This is a genomic window from Paenibacillus sp. ISL-20 (assembly GCF_018613005.1).
Classification (GTDB): Bacteria; Bacillota; Bacilli; order Paenibacillales; family Paenibacillaceae; genus Paenibacillus_AQ.
Map to the genome: position 1 here is coordinate 1 of NZ_JAGGRD010000042.1, position 19319 is coordinate 19319.

Below are 19319 nucleotides of genomic sequence, written 5' to 3' on the forward strand. Positions count from 1 at the left end.
TTCTAGTTCAGTTTTTACACCTCTCTTGTATAAAGGGGGATTGGGAAAAACAAGGGAGTTACAAACTGCTATTTGACAGGTCTCGTTCATATCAGCGATTGGAGGAACGATACGACCGTGAAGTGGCTTTCTCCATCTCTCCCTCCCCCACCTCATGGGGGGAGGCTTTTTGGGTGGTTTGGACCCAAGCGGATCAGCGGAGAGGGCGTATCGATTCCGGAAAAACGATAGTGGTCGCCTTTGGAGCCGAAATTCTTCCGCTGTAACCATAATTCCAGGAATTTCGGCGACGACAGCGATTGAAGGAACGATACGACCGCGGAGCAGCTTTCACATCTCTCCCTCCCCCACCCTCATGGGGGGAGGCTTTTGGGTTGGTTTGGACCCACGCGGACCAGCGGAGAGGACGTATCGATTCCGGAAAAACGATAGTGGTCGCGTTTGGAGCCGAAATTCTTCCGCTGTAACCATCATTCCAGGATTTTCGGCGACGACAGCGATTGGAGGAACGATACGACCGCGGAGCGGCTTACAGGAGTGTGCAGCAGTACCTTGCAGCCTCTCCCGCTTCCTCATCCCTTAAACTCCCCCGGATTCACCCCCCAATACTTCCGAAACACCTTGGTAAAATAACTGACATCGCGGTACCCAACCAGTCGGGCGGCATCGTACACCTTAAGTCCCTCCTGCAGCAGCGACTTGGCCCGCTCCATTTTGCGTTCCAGTACATAGGTCGAGAAGACAACCCCCATTTCCTGCTTGAACAACCGGCTGAGGTAGGAAGAATTGACATAGAGCCGGTCCGCTACCGTATGCAGCGTAATTTCCTGATCCATCTCCTCCTCAAGCAGGTTCAGAATATCCTTCACCACCTGATGGCTTGTCGTTTTCCGCTGCTCGCTCATAAAGGAAACGATATGCTTCACCGTGCGCTCCAAGAGCGACCAGGTTTGCATTTTGGTGCTTAGCAGCTTGACGTTTTGGAAGAAATCGATATCCTCGCCAACGACTTTTTTTACCGTCCAGCCCTGCTTCTGGATCATTCGGGTAAAGAAGCTGTTCATGTATAGAACCGCCTCATGGAATTCATCCGAGGATTCGGATCTGGAGAAGGCTTCTTCCCATAATCCCTTCAGCGCCTCCAGGGCTTTCGTCTCGTCCGCGGTTTCAAGCGCGATCTCCAGCGTCTTCTCCAGATTCTGCTGCACGATCACGCCCTGGATATCCCGCCTCAGCTGCTCCCGGTAAGGAATCGCGAGGTCGTGTCCGTACACGACGCGGTCCTGAAGTGCCCGGCAGGCTTGCGTATACAGCAGGCTCATATCTTCAATCGCCCCGATCGAAGCACAGATGCCGGCACTTGCCGATATTTTCAGCACTTCCTTCGTCTGGGAGAGCAGCTTGGATACAGCGGCATTCAGCCGCAGCATGGCCTCCTTGGCGTCTTGGTTTTCTTTCACGATCAACACCATCAGCAGCATACTTCCGGAATCCGACGTGATCCAGAGAGAAGGATGGGACAACAGCTCCTTGGCCAGGCACTGCATCGTGAACTGCAGCAGTTCAACATCCCCCCGCTGAAAACGGGTCTCATGCTCAGGCAGCGGGTCCAGGTCCACCACGGCTACCGCGATGCGGTCTTCCTCCTTCAACGGAATATATAATTCCTTGCTCTTGCCAAGAACATCCTGCTTTGTATATTTGCCACTCACCCATTGGATAAAAAATAGATTTTGCAGGTGCGGGAGATTGTCTTTCCATTTCTGTTCCAACGCAGCCTTGCGCTGCCACTGCTCCAGATCCTCCCGCAGCTGCTGCCTCGCTTCAAGCACCGCTTCGAGAATATCCTCCTCGCCGGCAGGTTTCAGTAAATATTTGGACACCCCGTATTCCAGCGCCAGCTGCGCGAATTCGAAGTTATCATGTCCGCTCAAAATGATCATTTTTGTCAATCGGCTGATGTCCTGCCGGCTTCGCAGCTCGCCGAGGAGCGTCAGTCCATCCATTTCAGGCATCTGCACATCGATCAGCATAATATCCGGTTTCTTCCGACTCACAAGCTCAAGCGCCTCGACGCCATTGGAAGCCATACCGACCACTTCAATTCCATGTATGTCCCACGGGATATTGTAAGCCAGTGCATTACGCAGCCGGGGTTCGTCTTCCACAATCATGAGATTCATTTATGTCTTCCCCTTTCGAGCATCTATATATGAGTACCTACTTCAGGTTAACTTCCTTGCAGCGATCCAGCGGAATGGAAATCGTGACGGTTGTGCCATCCCCTGAGACACTGTAAAGCGTGAGCTGGGCCTCCCTGCCATAATACAGCTTCATTCGGCTCAGCACGTTCCGAAGGCCGAACAGATCCTTCACATGCTCCTCATCCTGGGAAGACGCCGGCACGCTGCGCGAGCCCATCATCTCCAGCTCATGCTGAATATAACGGAGCCGTTCTTCCCTAATCCCCGGCCCGTTATCTTGTACGCTGATGACCACGGTCTGCCCCTTTTCAATTCTACTGGATATGACCAGGCTCCCTCCTGAGGATTTACCCTCCATGCCATGAATGATGGCATTCTCCACCAATGGCTGAAGAAGCAGCTTGAGGAGCGGGACATGCCTGCTCTCTTCCGAAATGTGATAATCCACGGTGAAATTGTCCATGAAACGAAGCTGCTGAATTCGTAGATAGTAGTGCAAATGGGTGATGCTCTCCTCAATCGTGAACACCTGCCTGCCCTTGTCCAGGCTCAACCGGAAAAACTTCGACAGATTCATTACCATCTCGCTGATCTCATCCGCATCGTAGTTTTTGGCCGTCCAGTAGATCGAATCGAGTGTATTGTATAGAAAATGCGGATTGATCTGGGATTGCAGAAACTTCAGCTCCGTCGTCGTTAATCGCAGCTGCTGCTCGTAATGATCCTCGATCAGATGCTTCTGCACGACGGCCATCTTATTAAACGACTGAATGAGAAAGCCGAACTCGTCCTTCCGCTTGGTATCGACATGTATATTCAGCTCCCCGCTGCTGAGCCGCTTCATCCCGCGCGACAACTTCAACACAGGTGATGCAATCCCGCTGTACACCACCCATGAAATAATGATGGCCAGCAGGATGCTTAACCCGATGATCGCAACCGTGAACAGGCGCAGCTGATCAGTCTCTTTGTACAGCTCGCTTTTCGGCTGTACCAACGCGAGGCGCCATGCGGAGTAATCCGAGTCAATGGTTACGGTCATATCCTTGTCAGAAATGTTATCCTCATGCACTCTGCCGGTCTCCACCACCACTTCTCCCTTTTCGTTCAACAGGGCGATACGGCTGTTCTCGGAGGGAAGCAGCGTCTTAATGATGTTTAACAGCTTGCTCTTGTTAAAAGACACCACCAGCAGATTCGACTGCCGTTCGCTGTTGTAGAGGTCCATGGCCCGAATCAAGGAGACGCTGTCCGTATTCATCATCTGTCCAAACGTGATGTCCTTGGCTACAGGGTCTTCCGACATGACGTAGGAAATCCCCGTTCCGTTCCGCCGCGCGGCTTCGACAAGCCATTCTTGCTGCGTCTCGCCCGTCAGCTTTTTGCCGCCGTAATGGGTAGAGATAAACCAATTGGACGCCTGATGATACACCGAAATATGGGATACAAACCGGTTCACCGATACGGAATTCGATAACTGTTCCAAAATATTCCTGAAATCCACGATCGATTGAGAAGAAAAGTTGGTACTGTTTTTGTTCAGCAGCTCATTCATTCCAGGGTCGCTTGCAATCAAGGTGGATATTTCCTCCACATTTTGCAGCGCGAGATCAAAATGGTTCATCGCCGACGAAAGCGCCATCTCTGTCCGCTCGACCGCCTGTTCGTAGAGAATATCCCGAGAACGTTCCACCGCAAACAAGCTGATGATGACCAGCGGGAGCAGGATCAGCAGAAAATAACCGGTCAAGCGGGTTTGAATATTTTGCGAAAACCGATCCCGGACCCAGCGAGTCAACGCCATCATTCGACTCCCCCCTCTCTTGGCAGCCGACATCATTGTTTGGAGTACCATTCATTCACTTCCTTCGTGATTTCATCTCCTCCTTCTTCCTTCCACCTCTTCACATAGTCATCAAAGGCATCCAGCGGTTCCAGCCCCATAATGATCTTCATAAACACATCCTCCAGATTTTTAAGCTTATTGCTGTACTTCGTCATGGCAGGTGTGGGAACGCCATAGAATGCATTTGGAATAATATGCGAGTTAATCATTTGCAAGTTGTTGTATAGATTGAAATCGCCTAGTGAGTCAAGCCGTTCCTTAAACAGCAATTGGTCCGGCACATCAACAAGTGACTGGTAAATGCCACGGTACAAATGCTTGTCGTGAAGCGCAAAATCCGTAACAATCGCCCCATCCTCCCAACGCCAGATTTCGTTCTCGAAGCCGAGCTTCAGCGTCTTATAGTCGCTGGCGATAAAGTCCAGAAACTTAATCACTTCGGCTGCTTTCTCCGATTCGGCGGGAATGACGTTGTAGCCGCGGATAATATCCTTGCCTTCCACGCCTTGAAGTCCGTCCGGTCCCGTGGGATACGGAAGCGGAATCCATTTTGCCTCCGGATCCTTGCTCATGTTAGCCGCAATCGGTCCCCGCGTGTCATACCATGCTGCAGAGAACAGGCCCACCGTGCCATTTTCTATTTTTTCAAACATATTATTTTGCAGGTTAAGAGGAAACTCCCGATCGAGCAGATTCTCCTGATACAGCTTGGCGAAAAACGCGAGGGTCTCCTTTGTTTCAGGCAGAATGCTTCCGTTCACCAGCTGCCCTTCCCGTTCAAACCATGTATTCCGCTGCGTGCCGAAGGCGCCGAAGAACGGGGAAGACCTGCCCAGATTCGATGTCAGGGTAAGGCCGATCGTATCCTGTACGCCGTTGCCGTCTGGGTCATCAAGCGTAAAGGCACGGATGACTTCGTAATATTCCTCCAGTGTTTCGGGCGGCTCCAGGCCAAGCCGATCAAGCCAATCCTCTCGGACATACATCAGCTCTGCCCCAGTCACCTCATTCAAGCTCGGAACCGCATAGATTTTCCCGCCATATCGAACCCGATCCCAAACCTCCGGCGGAATTTTCTCCTTCAGATGGGGACCATACTTGTCGATTAACTCATCCAGCGGCATAAATGCCTTTTGCTTGACATAATTGTCGAACCACACCGGTTCATACGTATGGAGCATATCCGGCAAGTTGCCCGAGGACATAATGACATCCAACTTCTCGTTGTAAACTTCAGGTGGCGGAAGATTAACACCGATCTCAAGCCCCGTGCGCTCTTCAATGTAATTCAAATACGGATTGTCATTCTCGTCCATCCCGGCAGGGAATGTCATCCCGAGACTGGAAATAACGATGCTGATGGATGCGCTCTTCGGTTGACTCTCCGGCGAATGGTCCTCCTCCGAAGGATCCATAATGTTACATCCAGCAGCAAGGAGCATCAGAAATACACAGACGGGAAGCCATAGAACGTTACCTTTTAGCAGCCTTGACACCCTTCGATTCCCATGTTGAAAAAACTCATCATTACAGGCCTTGTTCATCGGCATATGTCCTCACTCCCTCCAGCTAAGTAAGCTAATATTACTATATAACGATTTTATGGTGAGTAAGATCACCTTAATAATCATTCTGTAATGATTTGCGGCTTCCTTCACACCGGACAAAAAGAAAAGAGCCGCCCCCGGTCATTCCCAAACCAGGGTGCGGCTCTATCTTTAGCAAAAACATTCATCCTGACATCAAGGACCATGTCGTCCTTTTCACTGCTCGTGTTATTACACTATTTCGGCTCCTCTTGATCACTGCCGTCTTCCAGAAGCGGAATTTCTTTACGCTGCTCTTCCGATTCCACCTGAATCACTTCGAACGTACGACCACAGTGGGCACAGAACTTAGCGTTCATAGCTGAGCTGTTCCCACAGCCTCTGCATACCTTCTCATCCGTAAGATTGGCGATATGAAGCAGATTTTGTTCGATTTCAAAATTCAATTGATGAATCTTGGCCACGTAGCTCTGAATACTCTCCTGATCAGGCGGCCACTTCTCAGCTTCGGTTGCAGCAAATACAACCTTGCCGATTTCCAGAAGCTGTTCATCGATGTCACTTTTTTTACCGTTGTTCTGCAGCTTTAACCGATTGATCTCCACTAGCGTTTTGGCTTTGTTTCCAGCGTCGGACACACCGGCCTTAAATTTATCAAAAAAACTCAAGTATGCTCTCCCCTCTCTGTTCACTCGTTTGAAGCTGTATTTATTTTATTCCTATAAGGAGATTCTCAGAATTTTATCATGATCGGTATAGTTCACGCCAGCACCCAGGCCCCTTGCAAACACCTGAATCGGAACGTACGTCACGCCGTCGATCACTTTAGGAGCGACCGCAACGGTTTCCGATTTGCCGTTGTAAAAGACGGTTTTGCTGCCAATCGTGAGTGTTATCTTGTGATTGCCTCTTTGTACACCAATACTGGCCGCTTCACGATTCCAGCTAACCTCAGCTCCCATTCCTTCAGCGATTTCCCGCAGTGGCACCAGATTGATGTTGTTATACACCAACGGCTCACTGTCAAACTTCACCACGCTGCCGTTCACGTAAACTTTAAGACCGGACTTGGCATAGGCCGGGGCTGCCGGCTTCGGCGCAGTGGATTTTGTCGTGCTATTCTTCGATGATTTGGCTTTAGGCTTGGATGAGGACGATTTGCTGCTTGAAGAGCTTCCTCCGCCGTTATGATAATGATACTCGCCATAAGACAGACCCCAGCGTTCGCAATTGGTACGGCAGGTATGCCCTCCATTGGCATCCGTTCTTCCTGGATGAGCAGAAACGATCGAGCCTGATACAAGCAATAAAGCGATGGTGCAGCACAGCATTTTTTTCTTCATAACTCAAATTACCCCCTGGTATAATATTCCTCCAATACATTCTAGCATATTTCTTATATAGCAGATGAATATATAGAGATACATTACATAGAAGGATGATTATTGTCATGCTGATGATCGCTTGCATGGTTTCATTTTCACCCCTCGCGTTTATTCGTTACATATAACGGAACCTTTTGTGCCAAAATATTTCCAGAAAGGAATGAGACCCTAATGAGCAAAAAGAAACCTGAATATGACGGACAGTTCCCCGGCGTAGACCCTATTCCCGAGCCCGATCGTCCGGATCAAGCCGCAACCGACAAGCTCGATGATCTGGTTCTTGGCATTTTGGAAGATAAAGATACATCGAAAGTTGATATCGATCCCGATACGGAAAATTACGATAAACTTCGCAAAAAGTAAGACAAGTCTCGCTTCAATATAATGTAAAAAATATAATCAATCTGTAAAAGTGTTCAAAAATAATTTATCGTTCTCATTTTGAGAACGATTATTTTTATGTTATGATTAACATAGAAGCTTGGGACGAAGGGGGGAGTCACCGTGAACCGTTTCTTAAAAACAGCAAAAATTCTTTGGATGCTGGTACTTGTTCTGGTTACGGCATTTGCCCTTTACATTCCCGTCCAGGAGTATTACAGCAGCGAAACCCACGATGAGCGGTATGTTTATAAGCACGACCTTCATCTGAAAGTAGCTGTTCTGAAACACTCTCAGATTCTCTCCAAACTTAAGGCAGCCGGCAATAGCTTGCCTCTGTTCTTATTGATGTCGGCCGTTCTCATGCTGCAGGCTCCTAAAACACGTCTGCCCTATCGGCCGATCATTCCGCTTCGGCTCCGGCTTTTATTATTATTCCCCATTAAATACACATCGAAGTTCGTTTAGATTCCTCCCCTTTTCGCATTCAAACTGACTGCGGTTTCTTAAATTCGCCAATTTTTCATCTCTCAGGCAACCATACAATCAACCTGTGCTAATTGACGTATGCACGTAGGTTTATTAAAGACTGTACAATTTCATCCTGAATGGATTGTTTTATTTGGCTGCGTATATTTTTGAGATCCGTGTGACCGGTCTGCAAAAAAAACTAAAAGTGTATTTTTAGGAGGAGTTTAACCTATGCATGTTCGTGAAACAGATTTGCCCGGAATCGGCAAGAAATTCGTAATTGATACCCGCGGTGGCGATAAACTGGTCATTATCATTCATGACGACGGCCGCCGTGAAATGTACCATTATGAACATGACGATCCGGACGAAAGCATCTCCATGATTTCCTTGGACGATGATGAGGCTCGCCAAATTGCTGCCATCGTTGGCGGTCTCACTTATAAACCTAAAGCGCTGGAAACAATCGACATGGCGCTGGACGAATTGATTATCGAGTGGTATCGCATCGAGTCCCACTATTACGGGGCAGGTAAATCGATTGGTGATTTGGACGTGCGCCAAGCCTCAGGTGCAACCATCATTGCGACAGTTGATAAAAACAGTAAACAAATCAATCCCGGACCTGACGTTATCATTACACCGGACTCGACACTCGTTGTCGTTGGTGAACGTCAACAACAGCGGCTATTTAAACAAATCTTGATGAACGGACGTGGTTGATGAATGGATCATTTGGTTTTAGAAGTTGGACTGGCGATTTTCCTGATCGCCCTGGCGGGGTTGCTATCAGCTAAACTCCGGTTTTCCGTCGTCCCTTTCTACATTCTGATAGGGATGGCGGTAGGGCCTCATGCTTTTCATTTTGGATCATTCGATTTTCGTTTTATAGAAAGTGCTCCGTTCATCGACTTTATGGGTCGCATCGGCGTACTGTTCCTTCTGTTCTATCTTGGCCTCGAATTCTCGGTCGGCCGGTTAATTAAATCAGGGAAGTCCATCGTAGTTGGTGGCAGCATCTATATTGCCATTAACTTTACGCTTGGACTGATGATCGGGATCTTTTCCGGATTCCCGGTCGCGGAAACACTCATTGTTGCGGGAATTACCACTATCTCCTCAAGCGCTATCGTAGCCAAGGTGCTGGTTGACTTGAAAAGAACGGCGAATCCCGAAACTGAAATGATTCTCGGTATTATCATGTTCGAGGATGTGTTCCTGGCTGTATATATCTCTATTCTCTCCGGCCTCGTATTAAGCGGATCATCATCGCTGGGCGGAGTACTGATATCTGCGGTAATCGCCCTTGGATTTATGCTGCTTGTCCTTATTATTGGCCGTAAAGCCGTACCGCTTCTGAATAAGGTATTAAATATACGGTCGAACGAACTGTTTGCCTTGGTTGTTTTTGGCGCATTGTTCCTCCTCGCAGGATTCGCCGAAACGATTCATGTTGCCGAGGCGATCGGCGCTCTGCTCGTCGGGCTTGTCCTGGCTGAGACGGAGCATCGTGAACGCATTGAGCATTTGATATTACCATTCCGTGATTTCTTTGGAGCCATATTCTTCTTTAGCTTCGGTTTAACGATTGTACCTTCCGAGCTTGGCGGAGCTGTGTGGTTATCGCTGATCGCCGTTATCATCACGCTCCTTGGTAACTTTATTGCAGGTATGCTTGCAGGACGCAGTGCAGGGTTGTCCTCCAAAGCATCCTCCAATATCGGTCTGACCATCGTATCCCGCGGGGAATTCTCCATTATTCTCGCTAATATGGGTAAAGCGGGCGGACTTGCAACCTTTATCCAGCCGTTCGCAGCCTTGTATGTGCTGATACTGGCTATACTCGGACCGCTGCTTACCAAGGAGTCCAAGCATGTGTATAACTTCTTGAACAAAATATTTAAATTTAAAGATCATAAGGAGAAGAAACCGGTTAAACCGAAGCTAAAGGATGAAAGTGCTAGCGGATAAAGGAGGGTACATTGCCTATGGTTCAAGCCCCGGTTCGGGTAACGAACGGTCCGCAAGAGACCGTAAGCAAGGCAAGTACACGAAGAAGAATGAGCATGGCTGCCATCGGAGGCCTGATAGCGGCATTCGGTTTGGATTTATTTCTTGTTCCCGGCGGCATCATCGCGGGCGGCGTAACGGGAATTTCCGCGCTCGCCTCGCATCTGACGGGACTTCATACAGGCATGTTTCTGTTTGCATTAAATCTGCCTTTGCTCCTGCTGGTCTACCGTCGGGCCAACCGGGAAAAAGCCGTCATTGCCACCGTCGGGCTGCTTACTTTTTCCGTATGCTCGATCCTGTTCTTTCCGGTTCCCGCTCTCATCGACAGCAAGATCGGGAGCGCAGGCATCGGCGGCATTTTCCTTGGTCTGGGCATCGGCCTCGGCCTTCGTTACGGCGTCGTCCTGGACACACTCCAAATGCCCAAGATTCCGCAGCAGATATCACATCTGTTAACCCGCTTGAAGCTGCCGTACATCCATATTATGGTCAATACATGCGTACTGACATTGGCAGGGCTGCTTCTCGGCTGGGAACGAGCGATGTACTCTGCGATCGCATGTCTCATGGCACTGGAGACCGATCGTATTACAACTTCGAGCCTTCCGCTTAAACGAGAGGTCCGGATTCGCAGCGTTAGCGAAGTGGAAATCCAGCATACCATGAAAGCTATCATGGGGTATGAATCCCAAACTGCTGACGCTAAAGATGACTCTATGTATGAAGGTGACACCATCGGTTCGACGCAGCTGATCTATCGGGTTCACATTCTGGAGATGCCCAGATTCAAATCCATCGTGAGAAGCCTGGATCCGAATGCCGAGATTACTATCATTCAGAAGTAAGCTTCTCTCTTCCATGTAAACAGGCCGGCTAAGGGTTTGCCCTAGCCAGCCTGTTTTTTTAAGATATCAGAAAGTATAAACTCCGAAGCTTAGTCCTTCCTGATGTCGCAAGAAAAACATCCCTAACCGCGGTCTGTCTTCTGAGAAAGTACGTCGATAGACGTTTTTCTTATGATATCTCTGCTATTTACGAAACTGCTGGATCAGAAACAGAATCAACGAGCCCACCACGCTGATGACGAGGCAGGTTACGATCGGAAAATAAACTTTAACATGGGGTTTATCCACCACGATGTCACCTGGCAGCCGGCCGACAAATCGTCCAATGACAGGCCAGAGCAGCCCGATCACGATCAGAGCGCCGCCAATCCATAATAGAGCCCGAGTTACAGGATGCACGATACGGTCACCTCATTCATCAAATAAAACATGAAACACGCAGGTTTCCTTGTATCATAAAGGATTTGAGATGCCTCATGCAAGGTCAGGCCCTTCCTATCGATCGAGCGATCATCCTTTCACTGCCCCCGCCGTCATCCCGTCGATAAAATACTTCTGGAAAGCCATGAACAAAATAAAGATCGGAATGATCGAGAAGAAGGAGCCGACAATCAATAAGTCATAATTGTTCCCGTAAGGGGTCAAGAGCGTCTTTAATCCGATCGGAAGGGTATACTTGCTATCGTCGCTGAGTACCATAAACGGCCACAGAAAGTTGTTCCAGCTGTTCATGCCGTTCAGGATCGCCATGGCAGCGAAGGATGGCTTCATCACAGGCAAGATCAGCCGCACATAGATTCCGTATTCCGTCGCGCCGTCCACCCGCCCTGCCGCAATCATTTCTTTTGGAACCCCTCTTAAATACTGCCTGAAGAAAAAGATCGTAGCAGCGCTTGCGATCCCCGGCAGCACAATCGCCGAGTACGAATTCATAAGGCCAAGGTTGTACGTCAGGGAGTATAACGGAAGAAGAAGAATTTCAAAAGGAACCATCATAATCAGAAGCACGCAGATGAACAGGAAATTTTTGCCGATGAAATCATAGGCTGCAAACCCATAGGAAACCGTTGCGCTGACCAGCAGGGTTAACGTAACCTGCACCACCGTAAGGAGCAAGGAGTTAAAAAACCACATAAAATAAGAATGATCGCCTGTAAACAGGTAGTTGAAATTGTCTAGACTCATCACCGACAGGTCAAATTTCAAATTCAGCCCATACCGGATCAAATCCTCGCCCGGTTTAAAGGAAGCGATGGTGACGGCATAAAAAGGGACCAGGATCAGAAAGCACAGTATGGAGAACAAAATGAAGAGGATTATTTTGATCAGCGTTTCTCTTCTCATCCTCAATCCTCCTTCTTGAACATGCCGGAGAGCTTCAGCTGCGTCAGATTAATGATCATGGTGATCGCCAGCAGCACGATCCCTACAGCGGCCGCATAACCCAGATTGTTCTTCTCAATGCCTTGACGGTACAGATAACCGACAATCGTGAGGCCGATGTTTTTCGGAGAGTTGTTGCCGTTCCAGAGCATCATGCTCTCAATAAACATGGCAAGCCCCGCATAAATGCTGATCGTTAACACATATATCGTGGTTGGCTTTAACAAAGGCATCGTGATTTTGGTAAACTTCTGAAAGGCCGAGGCCCCGTCGATGGATGCCGCCTCATAATATTCACCCGGGATATTTTTGAGCCCGGATAAAAAATAGAGCATATTAACGCCCGTCCACCGCCATGTGGCAAGTGCCACCAGAGCAATAAACCCGGTAACCTGTCCCTTCAGAAACTTCACCGGGTCGATCCCGAACCACCCCAGTATACTGTTAATGAGCGACCCTTCCATCTCGCCGAACATCAGCCGAAAAATGGTGCCTGCGACAACAACCGACGTCAGTGCCGGGAAGAAAAAGGACGATTTAAAAAATTCTCTTCCCCACATGAACTTATTGTTAATCAATACCGCGAACAGCATCGGAAACGGAATCAGGATAAGGAGCGTCAGGATCATGTAAATCGCGCTGTTCGTGACCGCCTTCAGAAAGACGCCGTCCCCCATCAGCTTTCCGTAATTAGCCAAACCGATCCAATCTGCTTCCTGCCCCAGCTGCGTCTTCTGAAAGCTCATGCCGAATGAGCTGCCCAGCGGGAATACCCAGAATACGAGGAATACCAGAATAAACGGCAGGACAAACACGTAAGGAGCAACCTTTTGCGAGTACAGAAATTTTTTAATCATGATTCTACTCCTTTAATGAGAGCCGCCCATTAACGATTCCATGAGCAGCTCTATGTTTTGGTACCCTATGAGCGAGTGTCATTTCAATTCCTGTTCGATTTGTTTCTGGGCGTCGTTCAAAGCTTCAGTAATGTCTTTGCCATCCTCGAAAATCTCATTGAAGGTTGTTGTACACAGGACGTTGTTGATGGTAGGCGATGCGGAGGTCGATTGGATTAACCGGATTTCATCCCGGATCTCATTCAAGACATCAAACGGGTTATTGACAAAATACTTGACGAACTGATTCTCGGCATTGTGCGTAACATCCTTCATATCCCAAACGTCCATATTGACCGGATCGAATCCAAGCGTGTTCCAAATCTCTTTATTGGCATCCAGGGACAGTTTGGCAAATGCCAGAAAGTCTTTTGCCAACTGAACGTCTTTTGCGGTCTTGGTAACAACCGTGCCGGTGCCGCCGCCGCCAACCGATCTTGGCATTCCTTCTTCAATGACCGGAATAGGCGCGATGGCTATTTTACCTGACAAGTCGGACATGTAGTTGGTGTATCTGGACATTTGCCACAGCGGCATAAAGGCCGTAGCGTAATTTCCTGCATTAAACTCTCCATATGCTTCTTCGGTATCAGGCTGGCCGCCAGCAATAGTTGCTATGACATTGTTATCCTGCAGGTCCTTGAGCAGCGTCATGGCTTTCACCATCGCTTCCGAGTTCACGATCGGATTGCCGGAATCGTCCGTCAGATCCGCGCCTTGCTGGGCCAATAGCATGGAGGCTTGCCAAGCTGCGCTTGTATCGGCTGTTCCCATGTATTTGCCTGTTTTTTCATACACCTGGATACCTGCCTGCTTAAAATCCTCCCAAGTCGCGATATCCTGATAGTTAACGCCAGCCTCCTCCAAAATCTCGGTATTATAGAAGGCAACGGATGCACCTACATGGGTCGGGATGCCGTAATTCACATCTTCCTTGCTGTAAAGGTCAATTCGGGATTTAACGATGGTGTCCCGGTATGGATCAATCACATCATTGAGCGGTTCCAGCTGCGGCGTGCCGGACAGAAAATCCGGAAACTTCCCAAGCTCGATATCCGCAATGTCGGGTGCCCCTGTCCCCGATTGAACCGCAATGGATAATTTGTTATGCATGTCGTCATACGGCATGACCGTCACGTTCAGCTTAATCTGGCGTTCGGGATTCTCGACATTCCACTTGCCCAGCATTTTCTCAAAATGCTGTCCGTGCAGCTCAACAAACGTCCAATAAGACAGCTCCGTGGCGCTTTCCCCTGCCCCTCCATCCAGAACCGAGGTTTCACCGCCGGCATTGTTCGATTTACCGCATCCCCACAAGAACAATGTCATACATAATACCGTGAATACAATCATCCATTTTTTCATCATCTTACTGGACCTCCCTTAATTTTCGCTCATACAAACCTACACTTCAAAAATCGGTACTTCTGCTACCCCTCCAGAAATGAAGCGCTTTCATAATGTGTGTAATTTGATATGACTGTTTGGGAGATGGGGCAGCTCCTGGTGAAAACTGCCCGCTGTTTTTCCTTAAGCTTTTTTCAAGCGAATAACGTTCCATGATGCCTTGGTAAGCCTTGCGGTAACCATACCGTTATCGAGTTTAGCTCCGCCCTGATGATGTGGTTTGACTCTTTCCTCGGATGCGGTATTCACCGCTTTCAGATCCTCATGCTCCATCACGATATGCTCCAGCAGCCGGTAGCCTTCAAAGCTGCGCACATCACATTCCAGCTCTAAGGCTTCCTCCAGATGACGGTTCACGGCAAAAATCGTAATTTCTTCATCCTCTTCATTATGAACGACCGCACTATCTAGATACGGAACATCGGTAAAATCCTTGGAATCATACTTCGGTGACTCGACGATAGGCAGCAGCGATACGCCCCGGCCAAATTTCGAAGCGTGAAGATACGGATAAAAGATGGTCTGCTTCCAAGAACGGCCGCCGTTCTCGGTCATAATCGGTGCGATTACGTTGACGAGTTGTGCCAGGCAAGCCATCTTCACCCGGTCTGCGTGGCGCAGAAAGGTGATCAGCATGCTGCCGACAAGAATCGCATCCTCGAAATTATACACATCCTCCAGTTGAGGCGGAGCGATGCTCCATGGATCAATCTGCCTGTCGGCGTCATTAGAATGGTACCAGACATTCCACTCGTCGAAGCTGAGATACATCGTCTTTTTGCTGCGTTTCTTGGCCTTGATGTAATCGCAGGTGGATTTGACCGTATGAATAAAGTGATCCATATCCAGGGAAAGAGCCAGATAGTTGGCGGTATCGTTATCACGGTTACCGTAATATTGATGCAGCGATATGTAATCAACCGCCTCGTACGTATGATCCAGCGTCACGGCTTCCCATTCAGGGAATGTCGGCATCCCCGTGCTCGAGCTTCCGCATGAAACCAGTTCAATGGTCGGGTCGACGAGCCGCATGGCTTTTGCCGTTTCCAGTGCAAGTCGGCCGTATTCTGTCGAGGTCTTGTGTCCAATCTGCCAAGGTCCATCCATCTCATTGCCAAGGCACCAGGTTTTGATCTTATGCGGCTGTTCATAACCATGACTGCGTCTTAGATCGCTCCAGTATGTGCCTCCGGGATGATTGGTGTACTCCAGCAGATTTGTGGCGGCGTCGATCCCCCGAGTACCCAGGTTCACGGCCATCATAACATCTGAGCCCACTTCCTTGGCCCAGGAAATAAACTCATTCGTGCCGACATCGTTTGGCTCCAGCGTCCTCCAGGCCAGCTCCAACCGTTTCGGTCGTTCGGCTACAGGACCTACGCCATCTTCCCAGTTATAACCTGACACAAAATTTCCGCCGGGATATCTTATAATCGGGACATCCAGTTCCTTGATCAAATCCTTCACGTCGTTACGAAAACCACCTGCATCCGCAGTTTCATGGCCGGGTTCGTAAATGCCGCCATATACAGCGCGGCCAAGATGTTCAATGAACGAACCATATATGCGGTTATCAACTTGCGCGATCCGAAACGACTTATCCACGATCATACGTGCTTTCAATTTCTCAGCTGCCAAGTCCTTCACCTTCCGTTGATATAATTATGAAACAATTCAAATAATATTGAATGAATTCGTTTTCGAATATAAAATATCATATGAGAGGTTCGCTGTAAATACACAAACATAAAATGATTTATATATATTAGAAATGAATTAATTAATTATCTAAAAATCAGCTAAATGGCGGCGTGAAACACTGATTCCTTTTGTGTTTTGAATTATTATTTTTATAATAACTTGAAATAAAATGTTTTTCAGTATTGGAACTCTTGGTTTTCTAATGAAATTTTTGAAGAATTAGATCACATCTTTATTTAACGCACATATTGATTTATAATTGTTTAAAATAAACCTCTTTACCCCTCTGTACCTATTACCATCGTTATATAAATCCTTTAATCGGAAGAAGGTTTGAGATAAGATGATCTACATTAAAGATTTAATGAGCGGGCTTGATATCTTTAAAGCGCTCAGCTCGGAAATTCGCATTCAAATTCTGGAGCTTCTAGCCAAGAACCAAAGTCTAAACTTAAACGATCTTGCGAACAGGCTGAACCTCAGCAATGGCGCTATTACCATGCATATCAAGAAATTGGAAGATAGTGGCCTGATCGAAATTAATACCACGGGTGGTAAACACGGCATTCAGAAGATCTGTTACCTGAATAAAGACACCCTGATGGTTGATCTTCGCAGCAAGGATATGGATAACTTATACGAGGTGGAAATTCAGGTTGGCCATTACAGCGATTACCAGGCAACCCCGACCTGCGGGCTTGCCACCAAGGACAGCATCATCGGAGATTTTGACGATCCGCGCTATTTCGCCGATCCGGAGCGGATCAACTCGGAGATCATCTGGCTTACCGAAGGGTTCCTGGAATACCGGATCCCGAATTATTTGAAGTCCAATCAATCGTTCCGCGAGATTCAATTCTCGTTAGAGCTTGGCTCCGAGGCGCCGGGATATTGCGACAATTATCCATCGGACATTTTCTTTTACGTAAACGGGATCGAGATTGGCAGCTGGACAAGTCCGGGGGATTTCGGGGACAAACGCGGTACTTTCAACCCCGAATGGTGGCCGCCTCATTTGAACCAATACGGCATGCTGAAGCTAATCCGAATTAATAAGGAAGGCAGCTTTATCGATGGATGCCGCATCTCGGATGTTGGTCTGGACCAGATTCAGCTTGATTACAAAAGCGAGCTCACCTTCAGGATCGCCGTTAACGAACAATCTGTTAATAAACGCGGCTTAACCATTTACGGCAAGCATTTCGGCAACTATAGCCAGGACCTGTTGGCTCGCGTACTGTATGATGTGAAGGAAGGCTAGAGAGTCGAATGAAGGGTGAATTAGAATCACTATAGTAGGTTAACATCTGCATTGGTTTGATACGTTTATCCACTAAAGTATGGAAAACAGCAGGAGCAGGGACACCCTGCTCCTGCTGTTTGTGCGGACATGCTGAATATTTAACGGACCGCTCGTCTCGGCTTCATGATATAGTGATTGTCGATGACTTCCAGCACCTGAACTTAGACGTAGTTGCTGCCCGCGAATTGACCGAAATTGTTGGAAGCGGAAAACAATCAAGTCATAAGCAGCATTAAAAAACGCCCCCGCCGCGCATTTGCGCGACAAGAGCGTTTTGTTTCTACAATCACAGAAAATAATTCGTTATCGATTGATCGCTTGCCAATATTCCTTCGCTGTCCAGCTTTTTCTTCAAATACTGCTTATCCGATGAAATGAAAACGCTCATAATGAGATCGACGACAAACAGAAACGTGATATGGTTGGACATAAAAGCGCTGTTATTGACTGAGATTTTATCCGGCGCAATAATATCGACCACCGCATTTTCTGTAATCGCTGATGAGTCGTAACAGGTGACCGCCACGGTCTTGGCCTGATTGACCTGCGCGATGTTGACGGCATCGATAATCTCCCGGGTCGAACCTGAACGCGAGAAGGCAATTACGACATCCTCAGGACCGCATTGGGAGGCCGCGATTTTCATCTCCCTGCTGTCATTGATTGCATCAGCATGAACGCCGATAATCGCGAGCCGGTTCTTCAATGCCATGGCCGCGAGGAACGAATCGAACAAGCCGATGAGGAGGATTCGGCGCGCGCTCTTCAGCAGCTTGACCACTTGATGAAGCTGATCTTCCGTAATGAGCGCCGAAGTGTTAACGATCAGTTCGTTATAGTCGAGAGCCAGCGCATCAATGACGTTAATCTCGCGTCTCTCTTTCTTCTTGGCCTGCATATCCCGGTAAAACGCATCCTGGGCGAACGCGATTTTAAAATCGTTGAATCCTTTGAAGCCCACCTTTTTGCAAAAACGGTTGATGCTTGTCTCGGACACACCGATTTCATTCGCGATAGCCGTAATGGTGTTACGGGTGATGAATTCCGGATTGTGTATAACAAAATTGGCGATCTGATTTTCACCGTATGTTAGTTTTTGAGTTTGCGATACAATTTTTGCGATAACCGCCGGAACCTGTGAAGACATGGTACCTCCTCCTGACTGCCAATGGGAAAAATGCGAATCCGGTAACTTCGCCAGTACACCCCATTATATCATATCAAGGAAAGTAATGATAAAATCAGGCCAACATCATCTTCCAATATTCCACCCGCCGGCTAAGCTCACCTGCATCCATCGCCCTCGTCTCTACAAGAAACGCGTAATCGAGCACATTCGGCAAGCAGGGCAGGCCCAGTATCGTTTTGCAGAATGCATGCGCCGCGATTTCACTGCATTTCACAATGCTTGACCTCTTCGTATACCAGCTTCCCAGCTTGAACATATCAATCGGCTCCAGCGTCTCATTCGTGAACTGCCCCGCCCGGTATTCCGTATAATGAAAAAACTCATGTGCTAAATGAAGGTCGATCAGCCGCTCCAGCTCCTGTTCCCGCTCCTCGCATCCATTCACCATCACCATCCGGTACGCCTGCCGCATATCGCGGAGCGACGAGGCATAGATGATAATCGCCGGCGGGCTCTTCGCGAAATCAATCTGCGCGCGGAAGCTGACGTTGTGGAAAGTGCCGGACCGATTCGTCACTTGATACTGTAAGCCTTCCATCTGACACAGCTCCCGGATGGACTTGCCTTTGTTCTTATAGCCAGCCGCCGTCTCTCTGCCCCGTTTAAGTGACATGCTTACATAGTACGCTATTCGATCCTTCGGTATTTTGTGGAAAAGAGGGTCCTGCTCCAGCTCCGCGCACGCCAGCAACTCATCAGCCCCTTCCTCTTCCATCAATCGGCGAATAACCTCGTCCGGCTCCGGCAT

At 48.4% G+C, this 19319-nt stretch carries 18 protein-coding genes; 6 read left to right on the top strand and 12 right to left on the bottom strand.

What is annotated here, in order from left to right:
• Positions 1-572: 572 nt before the first annotated feature.
• From J7E85_RS23735 to J7E85_RS23755, 5 genes are all read right to left on the bottom strand, one after another.
• Complete coding sequence (locus J7E85_RS23735; RefSeq protein WP_215162144.1) at positions 573-2183, bottom strand: response regulator transcription factor; 1611 nt, start codon at positions 2181-2183, stop codon at positions 573-575.
• A gap of 37 nt (positions 2184-2220) precedes the next feature.
• On the bottom strand, positions 2221-4011 hold the full coding sequence (locus tag J7E85_RS23740) for a sensor histidine kinase (RefSeq protein ID WP_215162146.1): 1791 nt from the start codon (positions 4009-4011) through the stop codon (positions 2221-2223).
• 29 nt (positions 4012-4040) lie between these two features.
• Positions 4041-5600: an extracellular solute-binding protein gene (locus tag J7E85_RS23745; protein WP_215162148.1), complete on the bottom strand. Its 1560-nt coding sequence runs from the start codon at positions 5598-5600 to the stop codon at positions 4041-4043.
• Between the two features lie 233 nt (positions 5601-5833).
• A complete protein-coding gene (locus J7E85_RS23750; protein ID WP_215162150.1) occupies positions 5834-6265 on the bottom strand; it encodes a zinc ribbon domain-containing protein in 432 nt (143 codons plus the stop codon).
• A 51-nt stretch (positions 6266-6316) separates the two neighbouring features.
• Positions 6317-6940, bottom strand: coding sequence for a stalk domain-containing protein (locus J7E85_RS23755; RefSeq protein WP_215162152.1), 624 nt, complete (start codon positions 6938-6940; stop codon positions 6317-6319).
• 213 nt (positions 6941-7153) lie between these two features.
• Here J7E85_RS23755 and J7E85_RS23760 point away from each other — a divergent pair, with 213 nt between their 5' ends.
• The 5 genes from J7E85_RS23760 (at position 7154) to J7E85_RS23780 (ending at position 10692) form a co-directional block, all read left to right on the top strand.
• Positions 7154-7345, top strand: coding sequence for a hypothetical protein (locus J7E85_RS23760; protein ID WP_076320507.1), 192 nt, complete (start codon positions 7154-7156; stop codon positions 7343-7345).
• 141 nt (positions 7346-7486) lie between these two features.
• A complete protein-coding gene (locus J7E85_RS23765) occupies positions 7487-7831 on the top strand; it encodes a hypothetical protein (RefSeq protein ID WP_215162154.1) in 345 nt (114 codons plus the stop codon).
• A 234-nt stretch (positions 7832-8065) separates the two neighbouring features.
• Positions 8066-8557 carry a cation:proton antiporter regulatory subunit gene (locus J7E85_RS23770; RefSeq protein ID WP_076320505.1) on the top strand — a complete coding sequence of 164 codons (492 nt, stop codon included), beginning with the start codon at positions 8066-8068 and terminating at the stop codon, positions 8555-8557.
• A gap of 3 nt (positions 8558-8560) precedes the next feature.
• On the top strand, positions 8561-9805 hold the full coding sequence (locus tag J7E85_RS23775; RefSeq protein WP_215162156.1) for a cation:proton antiporter: 1245 nt from the start codon (positions 8561-8563) through the stop codon (positions 9803-9805).
• Positions 9806-9822: 17 nt separating this feature from the next.
• The gene (locus J7E85_RS23780) at positions 9823-10692 is read left to right on the top strand and encodes a YitT family protein (RefSeq protein WP_215162158.1); all 870 of its coding nucleotides are present in this window, start codon (positions 9823-9825) and stop codon (positions 10690-10692) included.
• Between the two features lie 183 nt (positions 10693-10875).
• Here the strand turns inward: J7E85_RS23780 and J7E85_RS23785 are convergent, their stop codons facing one another.
• From J7E85_RS23785 to arfA, 5 genes are all read right to left on the bottom strand, one after another.
• A complete protein-coding gene (locus J7E85_RS23785; protein ID WP_215162160.1) occupies positions 10876-11091 on the bottom strand; it encodes a DUF2905 domain-containing protein in 216 nt (71 codons plus the stop codon).
• Between the two features lie 111 nt (positions 11092-11202).
• A complete protein-coding gene (locus J7E85_RS23790) occupies positions 11203-12036 on the bottom strand; it encodes a carbohydrate ABC transporter permease (RefSeq protein ID WP_215162162.1) in 834 nt (277 codons plus the stop codon).
• Between the two features lie 2 nt (positions 12037-12038).
• Complete coding sequence (locus tag J7E85_RS23795) at positions 12039-12932, bottom strand: carbohydrate ABC transporter permease (protein WP_215162164.1); 894 nt, start codon at positions 12930-12932, stop codon at positions 12039-12041.
• 78 nt (positions 12933-13010) lie between these two features.
• Entirely contained in the window at positions 13011-14339 is a 1329-nt protein-coding gene (locus tag J7E85_RS23800) for an ABC transporter substrate-binding protein (RefSeq protein WP_215162166.1), read from the bottom strand.
• A 162-nt stretch (positions 14340-14501) separates the two neighbouring features.
• On the bottom strand, positions 14502-15989 hold the full coding sequence (arfA, locus tag J7E85_RS23805) for an arabinosylfuranosidase ArfA (protein ID WP_215162335.1): 1488 nt from the start codon (positions 15987-15989) through the stop codon (positions 14502-14504).
• A 433-nt stretch (positions 15990-16422) separates the two neighbouring features.
• Here arfA and J7E85_RS23810 point away from each other — a divergent pair, with 433 nt between their 5' ends.
• The gene (locus J7E85_RS23810; RefSeq protein WP_215162168.1) at positions 16423-17340 is read left to right on the top strand and encodes an ArsR/SmtB family transcription factor; all 918 of its coding nucleotides are present in this window, start codon (positions 16423-16425) and stop codon (positions 17338-17340) included.
• A 328-nt stretch (positions 17341-17668) separates the two neighbouring features.
• On the opposite strand, the gene J7E85_RS23815 is transcribed toward J7E85_RS23810, so the two are convergent.
• Both J7E85_RS23815 and J7E85_RS23820 read right to left on the bottom strand, forming a co-directional pair.
• Positions 17669-18529 (bottom strand): MurR/RpiR family transcriptional regulator, encoded by an 861-nt coding sequence (locus tag J7E85_RS23815; protein ID WP_215162170.1) that lies wholly within the window; start codon positions 18527-18529, stop codon positions 17669-17671.
• Positions 18530-18623: 94 nt separating this feature from the next.
• Positions 18624-19319 carry a hypothetical protein gene (locus J7E85_RS23820; RefSeq protein WP_215162173.1) on the bottom strand — a complete coding sequence of 232 codons (696 nt, stop codon included), beginning with the start codon at positions 19317-19319 and terminating at the stop codon, positions 18624-18626.